The following is an 18,342-nucleotide window of genomic DNA, read 5'->3' as shown; positions in this document are numbered from 1 at the left end:
TACGGGGTTAGAGTGCCGGCTGCATCCCGGACCAGGGGCGCATCTGTTCCACGGCAGCACCGATGCGGAAGACGGTGAGGTCGTCGTAGGGGTTACCGACGATTTGCACACCCGTCGGTATCCCGGTCTCGGAAAGTCCGCTCGGCACGGCCAGGACGGGGCAACGGTTGTTGATGTTAAACGGCGCGGTCATGTGCGCTTCCCAGTAGTGCTCGAGATGTTGCCCGTCTACGTCAATCCCGTCGAGGTAGTCGGCGTCGGCTTTGAGCGCAGGAACTGCTGAGGCGGGACAGATCAAGGCGTCGAATCCGTCCATGGCCTGGGCCAGCTGCCCCTGGATACGTGACTCGGCTTGCAGTCCGTCCAGGAGTGTGTGGCGCGTCGACGCCTCACGCGCGTCGGCCATGAAGCGCCGCGTATAGGCGGCCAACTGCTCGGTGGCGCCTGCGGTGGCTGCCTCCATGGCGGGGCCGAGAATGTGCCCGAAGTGGGTGAAGATAACATCGCTGATCTCCCGATGGGACCAAGGAAGTTCGATCTCCTCGACGACGGCACCCGCTGCCTCCAGAGCCGCGGCCACGGCGCGGGTGTTGGCCTCGATCTCTCCTGTGACCGGGTAGTCCCCGAGCCGGATGCACAGCGCAATCCGCATGTGGTGGACCGGCGCAAATTCCAAGGGCAAAGGAGCGGACGGCCCCACCGAGGTGTGGTCCGTGGGGTGCGGTCCGGCCATCACATTGGTCAACAGCGCGGTGTCGGCGACCGTGCGGCCCATCGGGCCGTCGCCGCGGTACCAGTCACTGGAAAGAGGCGGCATGCCCGGAATCCTGCCGTACGGCGCTTTGTAACCGACGGTTCCGGTAAAAGATGCGGGTAACCGGGTAGAACCCGCGATGTCCGAGGCCGTCGCCAATGCCGTCATCCCGGATGCCAGCGCTGCACCGGCCCCGCCGGAGGATCCGCCCGGCGAGTACTCCGGGTTCCACGGGTTCCGGGTGATTCCCCACATCGGGCTGTGTGTCACCGTGGCGCAGCTGAATTCGGGCGAGGTGGTGCGGGCATGGAGGATTCCTCCGGCGGCTTTGATCCGCCCAATGATCGGGTGATCGGCCGCTGCGGTCTCGCCGGCGCACGCCAACAGCCCCTGCGAGAAGCTTCGGCCGGCGATGGCATGCTTCTCTTTGGCGGCCACCGGCAAGCCCAGTAACGGCGGCGCGGAATCCAGGCCTCGGGGTCCGCCGTCGAACTCGCCGCGCTGGTACAGCAGCTCGGCCTCCCGCGACTCGGCGAGGGCCTCCTCAAACATCGTCTCGGTCAGCGCATTGACGGTCCCGTTGATCTCGGTAATGCGTTCTATGACCGCTTCCATCAGTTCGACAGGGGAAATCTCCCGAGCGCGGAACAGCCGCAGCGCGTCCACTGCACTGAGGTAATGCAGCTCGGTCATGACCTGGCTCCTGCAGTGAACTTGTCCCCGAGGCCAAACTCTCCCGACACCGAGTCTTCCGACGACAGCGCACCATAAACCAGTTCCAACGCGATCTGGGTCAGGGCATCCAGGCCCGCCAGCATGTCCGCATCCTTGGTAAATTCGCGTTCGCAGTGGCTGACGCCGTCCACTGACGGAATGAACACCATGACCGATGGCACGATCCGGTTCATCGCTACCGAGTCGTGCCCTGCCATCGTCTGCATACGGCGGACCCCAAGTCCCAGCTTCTCGGCCGTCTTCTCAGTCAACACGACACCGGATTCGGGGTAGTACTGGTTGGCCCGGACATCGAAGTCCTTCACGTTGATCCGGATGTCGTGTTCCTCGGCAAGCCGGGAGATGTCTGCCAGCAGGCTGTCCCGTGCGGAGCGCACAATCTCGGGGCTGTTGGAGCGCAAATCAGCTACGAGGTGCACCCGGCGAGCCACGACGATCGGCGAATTCGGTTCCAGCGTCAGCTGCCCCACCGAGGACACGAGCGCCTCCTCCTCAAAGTTGCGCGTGACGTCGTGCACCATGAGGACAATCTTCGAGGCGGCAACCAGCGCATCGTGCCGGTCTGCCATGGCGGTAGCGCCGGTATGGGACTGCTCGCCGAGGACCTCAATATCCAGCTTCTGGGTGTACCAGCTCGAGTCCACGGCGCCTATGGTCAGGCCCTCGCGCTCCAGGATGCGGCCCTGCTCGATGTGGATCTCCGCGTAGCTCACTGCTTCGGGCCCCTCCTCCGTTCCGAGATAGCCGATCGACGCCAGGGCTTCCCGCACGGAGACTCCCTGGAGGTCCCTCACGCCGAGCATCTGCTCACGATCCATGATTCCCGCGAAGACGGAGCTACCCATGATGGAGGGTGCAAAGCGGCCGCCTTCCTCGTTGAACCAGTTCACCACCGCCAGATTGAACGGCGGAACGTTGCCTGTCGCGTTGACGTGCGCCTCGATCCGGGCAGCAGCGTGCAACCCGGCCAGCACGCCGTACGCCCCGTCGAAGCGACCACCCAACGGCTGGCTGTCCAAGTGGGAACCGATCATGACGAATTTCGCAGCGGGCTGGAATTCGATCAAGGCGAACATGTTGCCGATGCCGTCCACGCGCACGCCCCAGCCGTGCTCGGCTGCAAAAGCGGTGAACCAGTCCCGGGCCTGCCGGTCTTCCTCGGTAGCGGCTTGCCGATGCACACCGTGGTTTGCTGTGGCCCCGATGGTGGCAACGTGGTGAAAGTCCTTGAGGAAAGCTTCAGCGGACATAACAAAACTCCTAATACCTAATACGTGAGCTGCCGGTGGGAACCGGGAGGGCGGAACCTGCGGGAGCCGGAAGGAGTATCGGTCCCCCCGGCTCCCGTTATCAGCCGAGGCGTCCGCGGGTCTCCGGAACCTTGGTCAGCGTGAGCAGCAGGAACACAATGATCGCCGCGCCGCACAGCCAGTAGGCCGGCGAGTAAGAGATACCTGTGCCGTTCACCAGCGCGGTGCCGATGAAGGGTGCGGTTCCGCCGAACAACGCGTATCCAAGGTTGTAGCTGACGGCGGCCGAGGTGAAGCGGGTCTTCGTCGTGAAGATTTCCACGAAGAACGTGTAGCAGCCGCCGCCGTAGATGCATAGCGGAACGACGAAGAGCAGCTGTCCCAGAATTGCCAGGCCCAGCGAGCCGCTGGTCACCAGCATGAAACAGGGGAAGGCCAGCAATGCGATCGCGGCCGACCCTGCAATCAGCATCGGCTTGCGACCGACCTTGTCACCGATGATTCCGCCGACCGGGAGCAGCAAAGCGTAAAACAGCATCGCCGATGCATTCGCCAGCAGGGACGCCTGCAGGGTCAAGTTGCCGGTCGTCTGCACGTAGCCAACGAAATAACCGGACAGGAAGTAGAAACCCATGGCGGTCAAGCCCATGACGAAGACGACCTGGAGCATCCGGACCTTATTCTCGCGGAAGGCCTCGCGAACCGGGCTGTACTCCTTTTTCTTCTGCTTCTCAGCGACCTGCTTGAAAGCCGCGCTCTCCTCGGTTTTGGAGCGGATCCACACACCGAACAGGGACAGCGGCAACGCCAGCAGGAACGGTACGCGCCAGCCCCATGAGAAGAAGGCCTCATCGGAAAGGCTTTGGTTGAGGATCAGGATCATCGCGCCGGCCACGACGGACGGCAGCGCGGTGGCGGCAAGGGTGATGTTGAGCCAAAAACCGCGGCGATTCACGGGCGCATGTTCGAAAACGAAGGCCGGGGCACCGACGGATTCTCCGCCTGCCGAGAACCCCTGCAGCAGCCGGCACAGTACCAGCAGTGCAGGTGCGAGAGCTCCGATGGCGGCATAAGGCGGCAACAGGCCGATGGCGGCCGTGGCACCGCCGATGGTCACCAGCGTGATGTAGAGGACGCGGCGTCGGCCGATCCGGTCGCCCAGCTGTCCGAAGAACAGGCCTCCGATCGGCCGGGCGATGAAGGCGACACCGAACGTGGCAAAGGTGGCCAACAGCCCGATAAGTGGGTTCTCGCCGGGGAAAAACAGCTGGGAGAGCGTCACTGCCGAGAGACCGTAGAGGGAAAAGTCGTAGAACTCAATAAACTGCCCAACACTGCCACCTGCAAGGACGCGCTTCTGCATCCCGGTGGTTTTGTTCGACTGTGAGAAGGCTGTGGCGTCTGCGGATCCCGATGTAGTCCGGGCTCCATTCACCGTCATGACTGCCGCCAGAGGCGGGAGGAACTGCGGCCCTTACCCGACTCCGCGTGTAACCCGGAACACGACGTGGATCTTAACCGACTGCAGTCCATCGCAAGTCCTCCTGAAGGTTGCGGCTGATCCTCGTACGATCCCGCGTCTTTGCAGGTTCGGCCAGGGGTGGATCAACCTGTTGGAATGATGTCCAGTCTCAGTGGGCCACGTCACATCTGTCCAACAGATAATTTCTGCGTTTGTAATCGAAATAATGAATCCGAAGTTTGGCCAGGCGCAGCCAGCGGGATGCCTAGGTTTTGTCCGCGCTGTACAGCGCGCGGCACACTGCTTCGAACGCGAGGGCCCGCCGGGTGGGCGTCACACCCTCGGGTCGCACCAGCACGACCTCGATGGCCGGCAGTTGATCCACAAGCCGTAGCGGAACGACGCCCCCGCCCGCGTAAGTCAGGTTGTGGTGGAGCCGCTGATTCAGCACAGCGTAACCATGGCCACGGGCAACGAAGGAGCGGACAGTCTCATAGCCGGTTGCCCGGTGACGAATATTGGGCTTCAAACCTGCAAGCTGGAACAACTGCATGAAGTACTCACGGGTATGCGGCAGGTCCAGCAGGATCATCGGTTCCTCTTCCAAATCCCTCAGCGCCACCTCGTGGTCAGGACTTGCAGCGAGAGGATGCCCTTCCTGAACCAACACGTGCGCCGGAATGTGCTCCACCGTCTGAGTGGTGAAACCGCCGCCCAACCCAATGCTGTACATCAGCGCCAGTTCACAATGCCCCTCGAGCAAGGCCCGCCGCAGAAACTCCTGATCGCCCTCCAGGAATGAAACGTGCACGTCCGGGTATTCCGCTTCAAAGGCCTGGAGGATGACTGGTGCCCGGAAGGGCGCCAGCGGTCCGAAGACCCCTACCTTCAGCTCGCCGGTGAGATTTTGCGACAGGCCCCGCGCCGACTCGTACAGGGAATCTGCGTGCTCGAGGAAGGCGTTCAGGTCTTTGGCGAATTGTCGTCCGGCGGGACTCAGTTTCAGCCCCCTCTGCGACAACCGAATGAAGAGCTGTACGTCCAGGTCCTGCTCAAGCTGGGAAATCGCATTGGACAGCGCCGACTGCGTCAGGTTCAGCCGTTGTGCGGCGGCCGTCATGTTCTCGGTCTCGGCGACCGTCGCAAAGTAGCGCAGTTGGGTAAGGGTGAAGGACTTGGCCATGCTTCATCCTGTCAGACCCCAGACCCGCCCTCCCCTGACATTCCGAATCGTGCCACAACCCCTTGACCTGTGGTCGCCAGCGGAGTAACTTCTTAGTCAACCGAAAGGTTGATCAAAGGAAGAGTTGAATAACGTGACCGATCGTAGCGACGAGGCCCTTCTGGACAGGGCGTTCATGGCCCTGGCAGATCCGGCCCGCCGCCGCATCATCGCCCGGCTCAGCCGCGGACCGGCAACGGTCAACGAGCTGGCCGAGCCCTTCGAAATCTCCAAGCAGGCGGTTTCGAAGCACATCCAGGTCCTCGAGCAGGCACAGTTGGTCACCCGCAGCAGGGATGCCCAGCGCCGGCCCGTCCACCTGAACGCTGCACGGCTCGAAGCGCTTACCGCGTGGATCGACCAGTACCGGCTGGTTCGGGAGGCGCAGTACCGCGGACTGGACGCCGTGCTCGGCCAACTATCCAAGGACAAACCATGAGCAACTCACTCAAAGTCACCCTCCCGGAGGGCCTTCCGTTCATCGATACCGAACGCGAGTTCGACTACCCCGTCGCCGACGTTTTCCGCGCACACAAAGATCCCGACCTGCTCAAGCAGTGGCTGGGCCCGCGGGGCATGAAGATGGACGTCGACCACTACGACTTCCGCACCGGCGGCAGCTACCGCTACCTACACACCGGACCCGACGGCCAACAGTACGCCTTTACCGGCATATTCCACACGGTCCGCGAGAACGAGTTCGCCATCCAGACCTTCGAGTTCGGCGGCTACCCGGACGTCGTGAGCATCGAGTTCATGACCTTCGAGGACCTCGGCAACGGACGCTGCAAACTGATCGGACATTCCGTCTACCCCACGCTGGAGGCGCGCGACGGCATGGCCCAGTCCGGCATGGAAAGCGGCATGAGCGAAGGCTACGAGCGGCTGGACGAACTGCTCGCCGGCGCCCGCACCGCGTAAAGAGGCGGCACCGCCGCGGCATGAGGCCGAAGCCGACCAGGCTCCGGCCTCATGCCGCGCGCACTTCCCTGTTCAAAGGTTCCCGCCCGCCACCACCATTGGCCTCCTCGGAATTAGAAAGTATGCTGAGGATTCCCTGCACCCTAGTCGGAAGGTGGTTTCATGGCGAACGATGATGAAGGACGCAAGGAAGTAGCCAAGATCCTGAAGGACGCCGACATCGGCGTCCTCACCACGGTCAATGCCAGCGGCCAACTGTTTAGTCGGCCCCTGGCACTACAGGAAGCAGAGTTCGACGGCGACCTGTGGTTTGTGACGCACGATCCCTCGCCCAAGGCCAACGAAATCCGCGCCAATCCGCACGTCAATGTGTCGGTCAGCGGGTCGGACGGCTACCTGTCCATCTCGGGCACCGCCTCCATCGTCCGGGACCAGGCGAAGATCGACGAACTGTGGGGCCCCATGATGGAACCGTGGTTTGAGAACGGCAAGGACGACCCCACGGTGGCCTTGCTCCGGGTCGAGGCCCACACCGCCGAATACTGGAAGCCGGATTCCCCCAAGGTGGCCACGCTGTTCAAGCTGGCCAAGGGAATGGTCACCGGGAAGCAAGCAGACGACGTCGGCAAGAACGACGTCGTCAACCTCTAGCCGGAGGCATCTGCCGATCGGCACCACAGCACGCACTTAAGGAGTCAGCAATGTCCGGAAATCTTTTGGCCCGTTCTGTGCACGACCTTACTGCCGCCGCCTGGTTCGGCGGTTCCCTGATGGGCGCCATCGGGCTTAACGGGGCTGCCGCCGCCGCCCAGGATCCGCGCGAGCGCACCCGTTTGTCCAGCATCGGCTGGATGAAGTGGGCGCCGGTCCAGACCGTGGCTTTCGTATCGCACCTTGCCTCCGGCCTGCCGCTGCTGGCGGGCAACAAGGGCAGGATGGTCAAGCAGGAAGGGGTGACGCGGAATACCGTCATCAAGACCGTCGTCACCTTGGCCGGCGCGGCCGTCACCCTCTACGCCGGAATGCTGGGCAAGAAGGTGGAGAAGATGGCCGAACAGGGTGCAGAGGGCGCCACCGAGCCGTCACCGATGGCGTCACCGGAGCTTAAGTCCGCGCAGAAGCAACTCAAGCTGCTGCAGTGGACCATCCCGGCCTTCGCCGGCACGGTCATCGTGCTCGGTGCCAAGCACGGCGAAATGCAGCGGCCCGCCACCTTCTTGGAGGGGCTGCTCAAGCACTAAAGGTGAAGGCCCGCCCACGCGGTGTGCAATGTCCGGAGCGAGCCGGACAGGTGCCGCGTTCGGGCGGGCCACCTGCTCTCCGTCTTTCCGCGGCTGGTGCCGGCCACGAAGGCGCGCGTCGGGCGCCGGCTTCCCCCGTGGCCCGCCCTGGTTCGGAGCGTCAGCCGCTGCCTGCACGGGCTGGGCGCGCTGCACGGTTACGATGGTTGAAACGTTAACGCGGGACGGCAGAAGTGGGGAACGGGCATGCCGGCAGCATCATGACGGCCACCAAAGCGGCGGCCGCCTTCGCGTGGGCTGCCATCGCCGGCATTTCGTCTGCCGGGCTGCTGGTGTTGGGCCAGGTCGTCGCGGCTTCGATCGTCGCTCCGCCACGCTTCGACCTCGTGGCCGTCCTCTCCGTGCTGATGCTGGTGCTGGCCTGGCACCTGCGCGTGGATACGCCGCTCATGCGCCGCCAAACCACCGCCGCGATGACCGCTGCCGTGATCGTCTGCAACGACCTCACCGCCCCGCTGCACGAAACGGTGGCGGTGGTGGGAGTCGGGCTCTTGGCCACCCGCGTGGTTTTCCGGCGCTTCCGCTGGGGAGAGGTGTACTGGTTCATCAGCCGGCTGCTCGCCTCCGCCGTGCTGGTTGCGGTGTTCCAAGCCTTCCACGCGGGCGGTTTTGCGTGGCCGGCCGCACTGCTGGCCGGCTGGCTGGCCTTTTTCATGACGGCGATTGCCGTCGAGCGTGCCTTCGCCACCACGGCCACGCGCAGCAGCACCTTCCGCAACGGCATCGGTTGGGCGCCGGCCCTGTGCACGCTGGCCATCAATCTGCTCCTGTGCCTGGCCGCCCAGTACGCCGCCCTCCGGTTCGGCCACGACGGCGTCCAGTCACTGCTCCTGGTCTTCGCGTCCGTGCTGGCGCTGGCGGTCACCGGCTGGCTGCGCAACCGCGAGCTGCGCCGCCGCCTCACCGGCCTGGTCGACGCCTCGCTCGAGCTGCCGTGGAGCCCCGACGGGCTCGACCGGACCCTCCTCGCCGCCGCCAGCGCCTCGGTGCGCGCCGACCGCGTGTCCTTGCGTCCGGAAGCGCCGCAAGATAGGGAAATCGGTGTCCGGATGCGTCGCTGGGACCACGGCGACAACTACCTGGTGGCCTCGCGGAACGGCGGCGCACAGTTCACCGAGGAAGACGAGCAGGTGCTCGACGCGCTGGCACACGTCGGCAGCATCATGGTCCGGCACGATGAGCTGGTGCACGAACTGCGGCTGCAGGCGGACACCGATGCGCTCACCGGGCTGGGCAACCGGCGCGCCCTCTGGCAGCGGCTGGCCGAGATCAACGCCGGCCGCCGCCCCGGCGAGGCCATCGCCGTCGTCTACCTGGATCTGGACGAATTCAAGACCGTCAACGACAGGCACGGCCACGACGTCGGCGACCTGCTGCTCACCGCCACCGCGCAGCGGATACGCTCGGAAATCCGAGAGGACGACGTGGCCGCGCGCATCGGCGGCGACGAATTCGTCGTGGTGCTCCGCGACGTCACCAGCGAAACCGGCGCCCGCGCCGCCGCCGAACGGATCGCCGCCGCGATCGCACGCCCGCTCACCGCCCGCGGCAACACACTGCGGGTGCGGGCCAGCACCGGCGTGGCGTACTCGGATCGCCCGGCACCCAATATCGAGGAGCTGCTGCGCAACGCCGATTCCGGCATGTACGGCTCCAAGCGGCTGCAGCAGCGGCTGCGCGACGCACAGCGCGACGGCTCGGAGGCCGAAGCCTGCCTGGCTGTCGCGGTTGAACGCGGCATCCGCCGGCACCTGTTGCGTGTGGCGCTGCAGCCCATCGTTTCGCTGGACCTGGATGCGATCGTCGGATTCGAGGCCCTGGCCCGCTATGCAGACGACGAACTGGGCAACATCCCGGCGGACCGGCTGGTCACCGAGGCGAACCGGCTGGGCCTGCTCAACGAGCTGACCATCCAGGTGATCGATGGTGCGGCGGCGGCGATGGCCCGCATCAGCGAAATCACCAGCGTCCGCTCCGTCTCCGTCAACGTGGAGCTGGGCCAGCTCGCCACCGGATCCCCCGTCGTGGACCGGCTGCGGCGGATGCGCGCCGAAGGGCCGGAGCTGAACATCATCGTGGAGCTGACCGAAAACTCGTTGGACAAGATGTCCGAGCAGTCCCGGGCAGCCCTCGTACAGTTGCGCAGCGAGGGGTTCAGGATCGCCGTGGACGACTTCGGCTCCGGCTACTCATCCATGAACGCGCTGACCGAGTTCCCCTTCGACATCGTCAAGGTGGACCGCTCGCTGGTCAGCGGCGACGACGGAAGCGCACCGAACGACGACGAAACCGCCCGCAACATCGTGGTCAGCCATTTGATCGCCATGTTCACCGCGCTGAAGGCGGACGTGGTGATCGAGGGCATCGAGACCGCCGAGGCCGTGGAGTGGCTGGCCGGCTGCCCGGGTTTGAATGCCCAGGGCTTTTACTTCGGCCGGCCCATGTGGCCGGACGAACTCATCTCCCGGCTGGTCACCTCCGGGACGGCGGCGCTGCCGGCGCCGTCCCGCCGCGATTCGCGTCCGGCCATGGCCGGACGGACGGCCGAACATTCGCCTGCTACCTAAAGGCGCGGGCCGTCCGGCATCCGGCTGACGCCGCAGTGCCCGCACCAATCCCTGCGGACGCTAGGCCAGTCGTTCCAGGGCCTGCAGCTGAAGCACGATCCACGGGCTGAAGGCCCACGGCGCCGCGGTCGCGGCGCTCCGCAGGTCGGAGGGGCGCACCCAACGGTATTCGGCCACCTCGTCATCGCGCGGCGACAGTTCGCCGGCGGCCAGCGCCGTGTAGACGGGGCAGAACTCGTTCTCCACAATGCCGGAGGCGTCCACCGCGCGGTAGCGGAAGTCCGGCAGCACCAGCTTCAGGTCTTCCAGCCCGAGCCCCAGCTCGTAGCGCACCCTTCGCCGCACGGCGTCGGCCATCTCCTCCCCCGGGGCCGGATGGCCGCACGCGGAGTTGGTCCAGACGCCCGGCCAGGTCAGCTTGTTCAGCGCGCGCCTGGTCACCAGCACGCGGCCCTCGGCGTCGGAAATATGGCAGGAAAAGGCGAGATGCAGCGGTGTCTCGCCGGTGTGGATCTCGGCCTTGTCGGCGACGCCGGCGGGCTTCAGGTTCTCGTCCAGCAGCACTACCTGCTCGGTTGTTTCCGCCGTCATGTCGGCCCGGACCCGGGCAGCTGCCGTTGCCGGGAGAGCTCCCGGCGGTCTGTCATGTTCATACCAGCCATTGTATGGGCGGCAGGGAGAGGGCCGTTTGTCTGAAGGGCGAGTTGCCTGGCGGGCGGGCGGCATGCTTCGGCACAAGGGAATAAGCAACGATCCAGCCTCACCCTTGGACGAAACGACCAGCCAGTGGCCAACACATCCGATCCCGCGCCTGCTGCCCTGCCGTAGACTCAACGCCACTTCATGCTTGTTCGGAAGGACGGATTGTGCCTCGCTCCCCCACTGCCGCTGCCCCGGCTTCAGTCAAGAGACCCTTGGAAGGCCTGCTGGTGGCCGATTTCTCCCGGGTGCTCGCCGGCCCGCTGGCCACCATGACGCTGGCCGACCTGGGTGCACGGGTCATCAAGGTGGAGCGCCCGGGCACGGGGGACGATACCCGCAGCTGGGGTCCGCCGTATTCCCCGACCGGGGCCACCTACTTCGAGAGCGTGAACCGCAACAAGGAGTCGGTCTGCCTGGACCTGGCGGATCCCGGCGACCGGCGGTTGGCCCGAAAGCTGGCGCTGGCGGCCGACGTCGTGGTGGAAAATTTCAAACCCGGCGGGATGGACAGGCTCGGCCTCGGGTATGCGGACCTCGCGGCCGACAATCCGGGCCTGGTCTACGCCTCGATTTCCGGTTTTGGTTCAGCCGAAGGTGCCTCCCTGCCCGGCTATGACTTCATCGTGCAGGCGGTCGGCGGCCTGATGAGCATCACCGGCGAGGCGGACGGCTCACCCTACAAAGCGGGTGTCGCCCTGGTGGACGTGCTGACCGCGAAGGACGCGACCATCGGGATCCTCGCCGCGCTCAACGCCCGCGCTGCCACCGGCCGGGGCAGCCGGCTCGAGGTCAACCTGCTGTCCAGCCTGCAGGGCGCCCTGGCCAACCAGGCCCAGGCCTATCTGGGAGCAGGCAAGGTTCCCCAGCGGATGGGCAACGAGCATCCGTCCATCGTTCCCTATCAGCTACTCGAATGCTCCGACGGCCCGCTGGCCGTCGCCTGCGGCAACGACGGGCAGTTCCGGCAGCTGGCCGCTGTCCTGGGAGAGCCGCAGCTCGCGGACGACGAGCGTTTCGCCACCAACAGCGCCCGGGTGCAGCACCGCCGGGAGCTCATCCCGCTGCTGGAGGAGGCCCTGTCCGCCGCCTCCGCATCGGTGTGGCAGGGCAAGCTCACCGGCGTCGGCGTTCCCGCCGGCCCCGTGGCCGGCATCGACGAGGGCATCCGGTATGCCGAATCCTTGGGGCTGGCACCGACCATCGAGGTCCGCGATGCCCGCGGGGGGCCCGCTGGCCGCCAGGTCCGCCACCCGATCTCCTGGAGCCCGGCGTTCGAGACACGCACCGCTGCCCCGCCCGCGCTCGGCGAACACACCACATCTGTGCTGGAGTGGCTGCGCAACCTGGACTGAACGTCAGAGCCCGCGCCGGCGGAGGGCCAGCCACAGGTGCGCCGCGACGTCCGGATCGTCGAGGCTGACACCGAGCAGGCGTTCGGCCACCGCCATCCGGTGGCGCAGCGAATTCCGGTGCACGTTGAGTTGGCGGGCCGTGTCCTCCCAGTGGCCCCGGTGGCGGAGGTAGGCGGCCACGGTCTCCAGCAGCTCGGCGCGGCGGTACCCCGCCAGCGCCGCGACCCACGCATCGGCGCGGGCCTCATCGTCGGCCGCCAGTTCCACCAGCTTGCCCGCAGGCGCCGCGACCGCCGCACGGTGCACCGCCGACATCGCCCCCGCCACGTCCGCCAAGGCGAGGGATTCCGTCCAGGCGGCACCCGTCTCCGTGCCGCCCGAGGCAGCTGCTGCCGTGGACGCGGACGTTGACGCAACCTTGACTGCCTCGGCGCCCGCGCCGCCTCCCGACCAGGCCAGAAGCTCCGCGTCGGTTTCCCCGTCCGGCTGCGGGTTTGCCGCTGCCCGTTCCGCGAGCCCGGCATCCAGCAGGAAGTAGGCCACGCCGTCGTCGCCAAAGCGCAGCGCACAACTGGCCAGCGCCGCCGCCGGCGAGCCGCCGCCGTCGGCCGGCCGGAGCCGGGACACCGCACCGGCGAGCGCGGCGAGGGAATCCGCCGTGCCCATCCGCGCGGCCAGCACGCAAACCCGTTCGGGCAGCTGCCCAAGGTTTCCGTCGGCGGCTACCAGACGGGCTGCCTCCACCTGCCCTCGGGCAACCAGCTTGGCGACCACGGAGCCGAGCACCGTCGTCGTCCCCTGCAGCTCCTCGCGCTGCTGGGCCTTCAGTGCCAATAGGACGCAGACCGTGGTGATGATCTGCCGGTCGGCCTTGGTCAGGGTCCGGCCCGGGCCGATGGCCAGGAAGCCGTCGATCCGCCGTCCGACGAGGATCGGATACTCGACGACGGGAGCGCCGTGCAGCCAGAAGGTAGCGGCGGAATGGGTGCCGGCGACGTTGAGTCGTGTGGTTTCCAGCCTGAGGTGCGGCAGCAACGGCAGCGCGCTGGCCGGCCAGACAGTCGCCTCCGTCCCGGCTTCCGCTGGCAGATAGGCCGCCCAGCCACCCAGCGCCTGGGCCAGCCCCTGCACGACCGACGGCAGGGCATCCGGACGCATGGTCGCCCGTGCCAAAGCTGTCTGCGTTCCCAGGTTAGCTATCAGATCGGCTTGACCGCTCCGCGAGGCCAATTCCCAGAACATCCGCGAGACGTCCAAAAACGGGACGCCGTCGGGGACCACGAGCAGCTCCACGCCCTCGGCGGAGCAGGACCGGACCAGCTCCGGCGGCACGCTGTCCAGCCCTTCCCCCAGCCCAAGCCCAAGGGCGGCAACCCTTTTGGCCGCCAGCCGCCGCACGTACCCGTCCACGGCTGCGGCACTTCCGCTCAGCGGGATGCCGGTGGTCAGAAGCAGCTCGCCGCCCTCCAGATAGGCACCCGGGTCTGCCAGCTCGGACACGTGGACACCGGAGAGCTGGATCCCCGGCACTGATCCGGGAACGGCCGGCCTGAGTGAATCTCCGAGTTCATGGCTGAGCTGGGCGAGGGAAACCATGGACTGATTATCCAACATGGCCCGAAGTCTTAGGCAGAATGTCCGATGCCCCTTTGCGGTGGCCGCGTTAGCGTTGCCCTATGACCAATGCGCTCACCTCCGCGACCGGCGCGGCGGGCGCGAGTTTGGCCCCTGCAGCCATCCCAACCTCAGTACCCTCACCGTAGTTCCGCAGAAGGGAAACCCATGTCTTTGGACCATGACCTGATTTCGTTCGAATCCCTGCTCACCGAGGAGGAACGGCAACGGCAGAAGAACGTCCGTTCCTTCGTGGACAGCGCGATCAAACCGAACATCGCCGGCTGGTACGAAAACGCGGTGTTCCCGCTGGAGATCGTGCCCGAGCTGGCCAAGCTCGGCCTGCTCGGAATGCACCTGGACGGTTACGGCTGCGCCGGCCGCTCCGCCGTCGAATACGGGCTCGCCGGCGCCGAGCTGGAGGCCGGGGATTCCGGCCTGCGCACGTTCGTCTCCGTGCAGGGCTCGCTGGCCATGAGCGCGATCCACAAGCACGGCTCCGAGGAACAGAAACAAAAGTGGCTGCCGCAGATGGCCACAGGCGGGGCGATCGGCTGCTTCGGCCTGACCGAACCCAGCGCCGGCTCCGACCCGGCCAGCATGAAGACCTTCGCCCGCCGCGACGGGGACGACTGGGTGCTCAACGGCTCCAAGCGCTGGATCGGCCTCGCCTCGGTCGCCAAGGTCGCCGTGATCTGGGCGCAGACCGACGACGGCGTCCGGGGCTTCGTGGTGCCGACCGACACCGCCGGTTTCAAGGCCACCCCGATCGAAGCGAAGCTCTCCATGCGCGCCTCCATCCAGTGCGACATCGAACTCACCGACGTCCGCCTGCCCGCCGGGGCTCTGCTGCCGAAGGCCAAGGGGCTGCGCGGCCCGTTCGAATGCCTGAACGAAGCCCGCTACGGCATCATCTGGGGCGCCATGGGAGCCGCCCGGGATGCCTGGCAGACCGCGGTCGACTATTCCAAGGAGCGGATGCAGTTCGACAAGCCGCTGGCCGGCTACCAGCTCACCCAGGAAAAACTGGTCAACATGGCGCTGGAGATCAACAAGGGCTTCCTGCTCGCCCTGCACCTGGGCCGCCTCAAGGACGCCGGACAGTTGCAGCCGCACCAGATCTCCGTCGGCAAGCTCAACAACTGCCGCGAAGCCATCGAAATCGCCCGCGAATGCCGCACCATCATCGGCGGCAACGGCATCACCCTGGACTACTCGCCGCTGCGCCACGCCAACAACCTCGAATCCGTGCGCACCTACGAGGGCACCGACGAGGTCCACACCCTGATCCTCGGCCAGAAGATCACCGGCGTCCCCGCGTTCCGCTGACACGACACCACACTGCGCGGTGTCGAACTGCCCGCCAGGCGTCGGCATCGGCGTCGTCGTGGCCCCAGCCAACCGCGACACAGCGCGTTTGGGCCCCAGCGCCGGAGACTTCGACATTTTCCGACCGAAGACCTCCCATCTGGCTTTCGGCAGCGGAGTGCACCTGTGTGAAAACACGGTCAGAACGACGGCGGTGCACGGCGCGGCTCGGTTGCCGCGCCGAACGCACGGACCCACCACGTCAACCGCGCAGCCTCGGTGAGGGGCGACGACAAACCTGAGCTTCAACGATATCATCGCCATATGACGATGCAGCGGGAACGGACTGGTGGCGGCCGTGCCGGCGACTTGGCGCCGGCGGCCGCTTTATTCCACAGCCTTTCGGACCCCACCCGGCTGACTATCCTGCAGCACCTGACCACGGGCGAGCACAAGGTCCGGGAGCTGACGGAACACCTCGGCCTTGCCCAGTCCACGGTCAGCGCCCACCTGTCGTGCCTGAGCGACTGCGGCCTGGTCACCTCGCGCCCGGTCGGGCGGGCGTCGATGTACTCGCTGACCACCGAGCCCGAGCTGCTCGCCGCCCTGGCGTCGGCCGAGCAACTCTTGAAGGCCACCGGCTACGCCGTCGAGCTGTGTCCGACGGTTGCCGGCGGCCGGGCTGCCGCTGAGGCGCCTGCCGCGGAAGCGGCCCCAGCGGCGCCCTCATCCGAGGCGTCGGCGTGAGCGGACACCACCACCATGCCGGGCCCACGCACCGCGGCCGGCTGGCCATCGCCTTCGCCATCACCGCCTCCATCCTCGTCGCCATGGTGGTCGGCGCCTTCCTGACCGGGAGCCTTGCGCTGCTGGTGGACGCCGGACACATGCTCACCGACGCCGGCGGGCTGCTGATCGCCCTGCTCGCCGCTTCACTCATGGCCCGCCCGCACACGCCGCGCCGCACCTGGGGGTACCTCCGGATGGAAGTCCTGGCCGCCGGAGCCCAGGCCGCGGTCCTGCTCGCGGTCGGAATCTACGCGCTGGTCGAAGGTTTCCAGCGGCTGTTCCACCCGCCCGAAGTCAATTCGGGCGGCCTGCTGGTCTTCGGCATCATCGGCCTGCTGGGGAACATTGCCGCCATGCTGGTGCTCAGCGCCGGCCGGAATGCGAACCTCAACCTGCGGGCGGCTTTCCTCGAGGTGGTCAATGACGCCCTCGGGTCGGTGGCCGTCATCGCCAGCGCCGTCGTCATCGCCACCACCGGGTGGACCCAGGCCGACGCGCTGGCCGCGATGGTGATCGCCATCCTGATCGTCCCGCGCACCGTCAAGATCCTCCGCGAGGCGGGCAGCATCCTGCTGGAAACCGTGCCCAAGGGCCTGGATCTCGAGGACGTCCGCCAACACATCCTGGAAGTGCCGCACGTGCTCTCGGTCCACGACCTGCACGCCTCGCGGATTTCCTCCAACATCCCGGTACTCAGCGCGCACGTGGTGATCGAGGATTCCTGCTTTGTGGACGGTCACGCCCCGCAGGTCCTGGACCAGCTCCAGCAGTGCGTGGCGGAGCACTTCGAGCTGAGCGTGGAACACTCCACCTTTCAACTGGAACCCGCGGGCCACGTGGAGCACGAGCACCCGGGCCACGACTGACCTAAGACCCGGTCCCGCCTGTTCCGTAGATGAACTCCTCGGCGTGAGCCACGGCCTTCTTGAACGAGTCGTTGCGTAAAGCCGCCTGTTCCGGGCCGCCGTTGACGCTTTCCGTGTAGTTCGTGAAGCCCGGCCGCAGCGCCCATATGCCGCCGGCCGGCGGCAGGTAGAACACGGCGAAGGAGCGGTGTTCCCCGTCGTCGTCCTCCCACACCGGGACGACGGCGACGGCGGCGCCGGTATCGACGTTGATCCACTGCGCGCGAGGCCGCGGCTGGCCTTCCTCGAAGACGCTCGGGTCCAAGAACGGCGCGGTCCCCGGCCCCCAGCGCTCCTCGAACCGTTCATGGAAAACGGGAAACAGGTGATGGTCGTAGCGACGCCAACTGGAAACAGGCATTGATCCTCGCTTCATCGAAAGGGAAATAGCAGCCACTCAGGCCACACGGTATCCTCGGGCTCCGGTCGTGGGAAGCCGAGGTAGACCGGATCCGCCACCTCCGTAGCCGGGCGCACTCGCGGGACAGGGCGAGGACGCGTCCCGGGCGTCGGCGGCCGTCCCGGCGAAGCCGCCTGCCCAGCGCCGGGCGAAGCCGCCGTTGGGTCGCCGCGGCGGCCGCGGGACGAAGCAGGCGCTGTTTGCCCGCGTCCTCTGCCCACCCGGCGCCCGCGGTCGTAATCTGCGCGGCGGGCCACGTCGCCCAGGACGGAGTAGGCCTGCAGGATGGCCCCCATCGCCAGGCCGTCGGCACGCGACCGCGGCGCATCGCCGTCGTGGTTCAAATCAGGATGATGCAGGCGGAGCAAGGCCCGGTAGGCGCGCCGGATGTCCGCATCGCTGGCGTCGGGCGCCACACCCAAGATGGCGTAGAAGTCGGCGTCACCCATGCTTGCCTCCCTCCTGCTGCCGGAAGCGTTCGCCGCTCATGGCCAGCCGGTGGCTCCGCCCGCGCCCGGGCGTCACCACCGGCTGCGATCCCACAGGTCAGGCGTCGATCATCTGCTTGGTGTCTCCGCCTTTGATCTCGATCTTACGCGGCTTGGCCTGCTCGCGGATGGGGATCCGGAGGGCCAGCACGCCGGCTTCGTAGTTCGCCGTGACCTTGTCCGTATCCAGCGTGTCGCCCAGGATCAGTTGGCGGCTAAACGTGCCGCTTGGCCGTTCGGCGGCAACGACTTCCTTGCCGTCCTCGATCTTGGACTTGCGCTCCGCAGCAACCGTGAGGACATTGCGTTCAACGTCCAGGTCAATGGTGGACGGATCGACGCCGGGCAGGTCGAGTTCGACGACGAACTCCTCGCCCTCGCGCCATGCATCCATCGGCATCGCCACCGGGCGAGCCTGGTTTCCGAAGACCTGCTGGGTCAGGCGGTCCAGCTCACGGAAGGGATCAGTTCTCATCAACATGGCAGCCTCCTTCAGTTCTTCTTCTCGGCGCTCACTAAATCTATGTTCGAGCGCATAGATATTATGACTCTGCGCTACTATGTTTGCAAGT

18 protein-coding genes are annotated in these 18,342 nt (G+C 66.5%); 9 read left to right on the top strand and 9 right to left on the bottom strand.

Annotated elements, in window-relative coordinates:
* Positions 1-7: 7 nt before the first annotated feature.
* The 4 genes from AC5RW2_RS01195 to AC5RW2_RS01180 form a co-directional block, all read right to left on the bottom strand.
* Positions 8-1,447 (bottom strand): amidase, encoded by a 1,440-nt coding sequence (locus tag AC5RW2_RS01195; RefSeq protein ID WP_494073496.1) that lies wholly within the window; start codon positions 1,445-1,447, stop codon positions 8-10.
* Positions 1,444-2,739, bottom strand: a complete 1,296-nt coding sequence (locus tag AC5RW2_RS01190) for a M20 family metallo-hydrolase (RefSeq protein WP_494073495.1) — start codon at positions 2,737-2,739, stop codon at positions 1,444-1,446. Before AC5RW2_RS01190 ends, AC5RW2_RS01195 begins: the two co-directional genes overlap by 4 nt.
* 100 nt (positions 2,740-2,839) lie before the next feature.
* Positions 2,840-4,102 carry an MFS transporter gene (locus AC5RW2_RS01185; protein ID WP_494073494.1) on the bottom strand — a complete coding sequence of 421 codons (1,263 nt, stop codon included), beginning with the start codon at positions 4,100-4,102 and terminating at the stop codon, positions 2,840-2,842.
* 364 nt (positions 4,103-4,466) lie between these two features.
* The gene (locus AC5RW2_RS01180) at positions 4,467-5,384 is read right to left on the bottom strand and encodes a LysR family transcriptional regulator (RefSeq protein ID WP_494073493.1); all 918 of its coding nucleotides are present in this window, start codon (positions 5,382-5,384) and stop codon (positions 4,467-4,469) included.
* A 175-nt stretch (positions 5,385-5,559) separates the two neighbouring features.
* Between AC5RW2_RS01180 and AC5RW2_RS01175 the strand changes: the two genes are divergently transcribed.
* From AC5RW2_RS01175 to AC5RW2_RS01155, 5 genes are all read left to right on the top strand, one after another.
* Positions 5,560-5,862: an ArsR/SmtB family transcription factor gene (locus AC5RW2_RS01175; protein ID WP_494001879.1), complete on the top strand. Its 303-nt coding sequence runs from the start codon at positions 5,560-5,562 to the stop codon at positions 5,860-5,862.
* A complete protein-coding gene (locus tag AC5RW2_RS01170; protein WP_494001601.1) occupies positions 5,859-6,344 on the top strand; it encodes an SRPBCC family protein in 486 nt (161 codons plus the stop codon). The genes AC5RW2_RS01175 and AC5RW2_RS01170 overlap by 4 nt, the downstream gene beginning before the upstream one ends.
* Before the next feature lie 162 nt (positions 6,345-6,506).
* A complete protein-coding gene (locus tag AC5RW2_RS01165; protein ID WP_494001602.1) occupies positions 6,507-6,995 on the top strand; it encodes a pyridoxamine 5'-phosphate oxidase family protein in 489 nt (162 codons plus the stop codon).
* Between the two features lie 50 nt (positions 6,996-7,045).
* A complete protein-coding gene (locus tag AC5RW2_RS01160; RefSeq protein WP_494001603.1) occupies positions 7,046-7,585 on the top strand; it encodes a hypothetical protein in 540 nt (179 codons plus the stop codon).
* A gap of 260 nt (positions 7,586-7,845) precedes the next feature.
* A complete protein-coding gene (locus AC5RW2_RS01155; RefSeq protein ID WP_494073492.1) occupies positions 7,846-10,212 on the top strand; it encodes a putative bifunctional diguanylate cyclase/phosphodiesterase in 2,367 nt (788 codons plus the stop codon).
* A gap of 60 nt (positions 10,213-10,272) precedes the next feature.
* Here the strand turns inward: AC5RW2_RS01155 and idi are convergent, their stop codons facing one another.
* On the bottom strand, positions 10,273-10,803 hold the full coding sequence (idi, locus tag AC5RW2_RS01150) for an isopentenyl-diphosphate Delta-isomerase (protein WP_494073491.1): 531 nt from the start codon (positions 10,801-10,803) through the stop codon (positions 10,273-10,275).
* Positions 10,804-11,078: 275 nt separating this feature from the next.
* On the opposite strand from idi, the gene AC5RW2_RS01145 reads away from it, so the two are divergent.
* A complete protein-coding gene (locus AC5RW2_RS01145) occupies positions 11,079-12,266 on the top strand; it encodes a CaiB/BaiF CoA transferase family protein (RefSeq protein WP_494073490.1) in 1,188 nt (395 codons plus the stop codon).
* A gap of 3 nt (positions 12,267-12,269) precedes the next feature.
* On the opposite strand, the gene AC5RW2_RS01140 is transcribed toward AC5RW2_RS01145, so the two are convergent.
* Complete coding sequence (locus AC5RW2_RS01140) at positions 12,270-13,880, bottom strand: PucR family transcriptional regulator ligand-binding domain-containing protein (protein ID WP_494073489.1); 1,611 nt, start codon at positions 13,878-13,880, stop codon at positions 12,270-12,272.
* Between the two features lie 168 nt (positions 13,881-14,048).
* Here AC5RW2_RS01140 and AC5RW2_RS01135 point away from each other — a divergent pair, with 168 nt between their 5' ends.
* The 3 genes from AC5RW2_RS01135 (at position 14,049) to AC5RW2_RS01125 (ending at position 16,843) form a co-directional block, all read left to right on the top strand.
* Positions 14,049-15,209 carry an acyl-CoA dehydrogenase family protein gene (locus AC5RW2_RS01135; protein WP_494073488.1) on the top strand — a complete coding sequence of 387 codons (1,161 nt, stop codon included), beginning with the start codon at positions 14,049-14,051 and terminating at the stop codon, positions 15,207-15,209.
* Positions 15,210-15,512: 303 nt separating this feature from the next.
* A complete protein-coding gene (locus AC5RW2_RS01130) occupies positions 15,513-15,935 on the top strand; it encodes an ArsR/SmtB family transcription factor (RefSeq protein WP_494073487.1) in 423 nt (140 codons plus the stop codon).
* Complete coding sequence (locus tag AC5RW2_RS01125) at positions 15,932-16,843, top strand: cation diffusion facilitator family transporter (RefSeq protein ID WP_494073486.1); 912 nt, start codon at positions 15,932-15,934, stop codon at positions 16,841-16,843. Before AC5RW2_RS01130 ends, AC5RW2_RS01125 begins: the two co-directional genes overlap by 4 nt.
* Position 16,844: 1 nt before the next feature.
* On the opposite strand, the gene AC5RW2_RS01120 is transcribed toward AC5RW2_RS01125, so the two are convergent.
* The 3 genes from AC5RW2_RS01120 to AC5RW2_RS01110 form a co-directional block, all read right to left on the bottom strand.
* On the bottom strand, positions 16,845-17,243 hold the full coding sequence (locus tag AC5RW2_RS01120; protein ID WP_494073485.1) for a hypothetical protein: 399 nt from the start codon (positions 17,241-17,243) through the stop codon (positions 16,845-16,847).
* An 11-nt stretch (positions 17,244-17,254) separates the two neighbouring features.
* A complete protein-coding gene (locus AC5RW2_RS01115) occupies positions 17,255-17,731 on the bottom strand; it encodes a J domain-containing protein (protein WP_494073484.1) in 477 nt (158 codons plus the stop codon).
* Between the two features lie 97 nt (positions 17,732-17,828).
* Positions 17,829-18,251: an Hsp20/alpha crystallin family protein gene (locus AC5RW2_RS01110; protein ID WP_493987766.1), complete on the bottom strand. Its 423-nt coding sequence runs from the start codon at positions 18,249-18,251 to the stop codon at positions 17,829-17,831.
* Positions 18,252-18,342: the final 91 nt, after the last annotated feature.

Source organism: Arthrobacter sp. B0316-1-20, assembly GCF_059091865.1.
The sequence above is the reverse complement of the archived record's forward strand: the minus strand, read 5'-3'. Positions and strand labels throughout refer to the sequence as shown.

Excerpts from the sequence above, each read along its gene's own strand:
- AC5RW2_RS01195 (WP_494073496.1), bottom strand. The coding sequence starts at position 1,447 with ATGACCGAGCTGCATTACCTCAGTGCAGTGGACGCGCTGCGGCTGTTC.
- AC5RW2_RS01190 (WP_494073495.1), bottom strand. The coding sequence starts at position 2,739 with ATGTCCGCTGAAGCTTTCCTCAAGGACTTTCACCACGTTGCCACCATC.
- AC5RW2_RS01185 (WP_494073494.1), bottom strand. The coding sequence starts at position 4,102 with ATGCAGAAGCGCGTCCTTGCAGGTGGCAGTGTTGGGCAGTTTATTGAG.
- AC5RW2_RS01180 (WP_494073493.1), bottom strand. The coding sequence starts at position 5,384 with ATGGCCAAGTCCTTCACCCTTACCCAACTGCGCTACTTTGCGACGGTC.
- AC5RW2_RS01175 (WP_494001879.1), top strand. The coding sequence starts at position 5,560 with ATGGCCCTGGCAGATCCGGCCCGCCGCCGCATCATCGCCCGGCTCAGC.
- AC5RW2_RS01170 (WP_494001601.1), top strand. The coding sequence starts at position 5,859 with ATGAGCAACTCACTCAAAGTCACCCTCCCGGAGGGCCTTCCGTTCATC.
- AC5RW2_RS01165 (WP_494001602.1), top strand. The coding sequence starts at position 6,507 with ATGGCGAACGATGATGAAGGACGCAAGGAAGTAGCCAAGATCCTGAAG.
- AC5RW2_RS01160 (WP_494001603.1), top strand. The coding sequence starts at position 7,046 with ATGTCCGGAAATCTTTTGGCCCGTTCTGTGCACGACCTTACTGCCGCC.
- AC5RW2_RS01155 (WP_494073492.1), top strand. The coding sequence starts at position 7,846 with ATGACGGCCACCAAAGCGGCGGCCGCCTTCGCGTGGGCTGCCATCGCC.
- idi (WP_494073491.1), bottom strand. The coding sequence starts at position 10,803 with ATGACGGCGGAAACAACCGAGCAGGTAGTGCTGCTGGACGAGAACCTG.
- AC5RW2_RS01140 (WP_494073489.1), bottom strand. The coding sequence starts at position 13,880 with ATGTTGGATAATCAGTCCATGGTTTCCCTCGCCCAGCTCAGCCATGAA.
- AC5RW2_RS01135 (WP_494073488.1), top strand. The coding sequence starts at position 14,049 with ATGTCTTTGGACCATGACCTGATTTCGTTCGAATCCCTGCTCACCGAG.
- AC5RW2_RS01130 (WP_494073487.1), top strand. The coding sequence starts at position 15,513 with ATGACGATGCAGCGGGAACGGACTGGTGGCGGCCGTGCCGGCGACTTG.
- AC5RW2_RS01120 (WP_494073485.1), bottom strand. The coding sequence starts at position 17,243 with ATGCCTGTTTCCAGTTGGCGTCGCTACGACCATCACCTGTTTCCCGTT.
- AC5RW2_RS01115 (WP_494073484.1), bottom strand. The coding sequence starts at position 17,731 with ATGGGTGACGCCGACTTCTACGCCATCTTGGGTGTGGCGCCCGACGCC.
- AC5RW2_RS01110 (WP_493987766.1), bottom strand. The coding sequence starts at position 18,251 with ATGTTGATGAGAACTGATCCCTTCCGTGAGCTGGACCGCCTGACCCAG.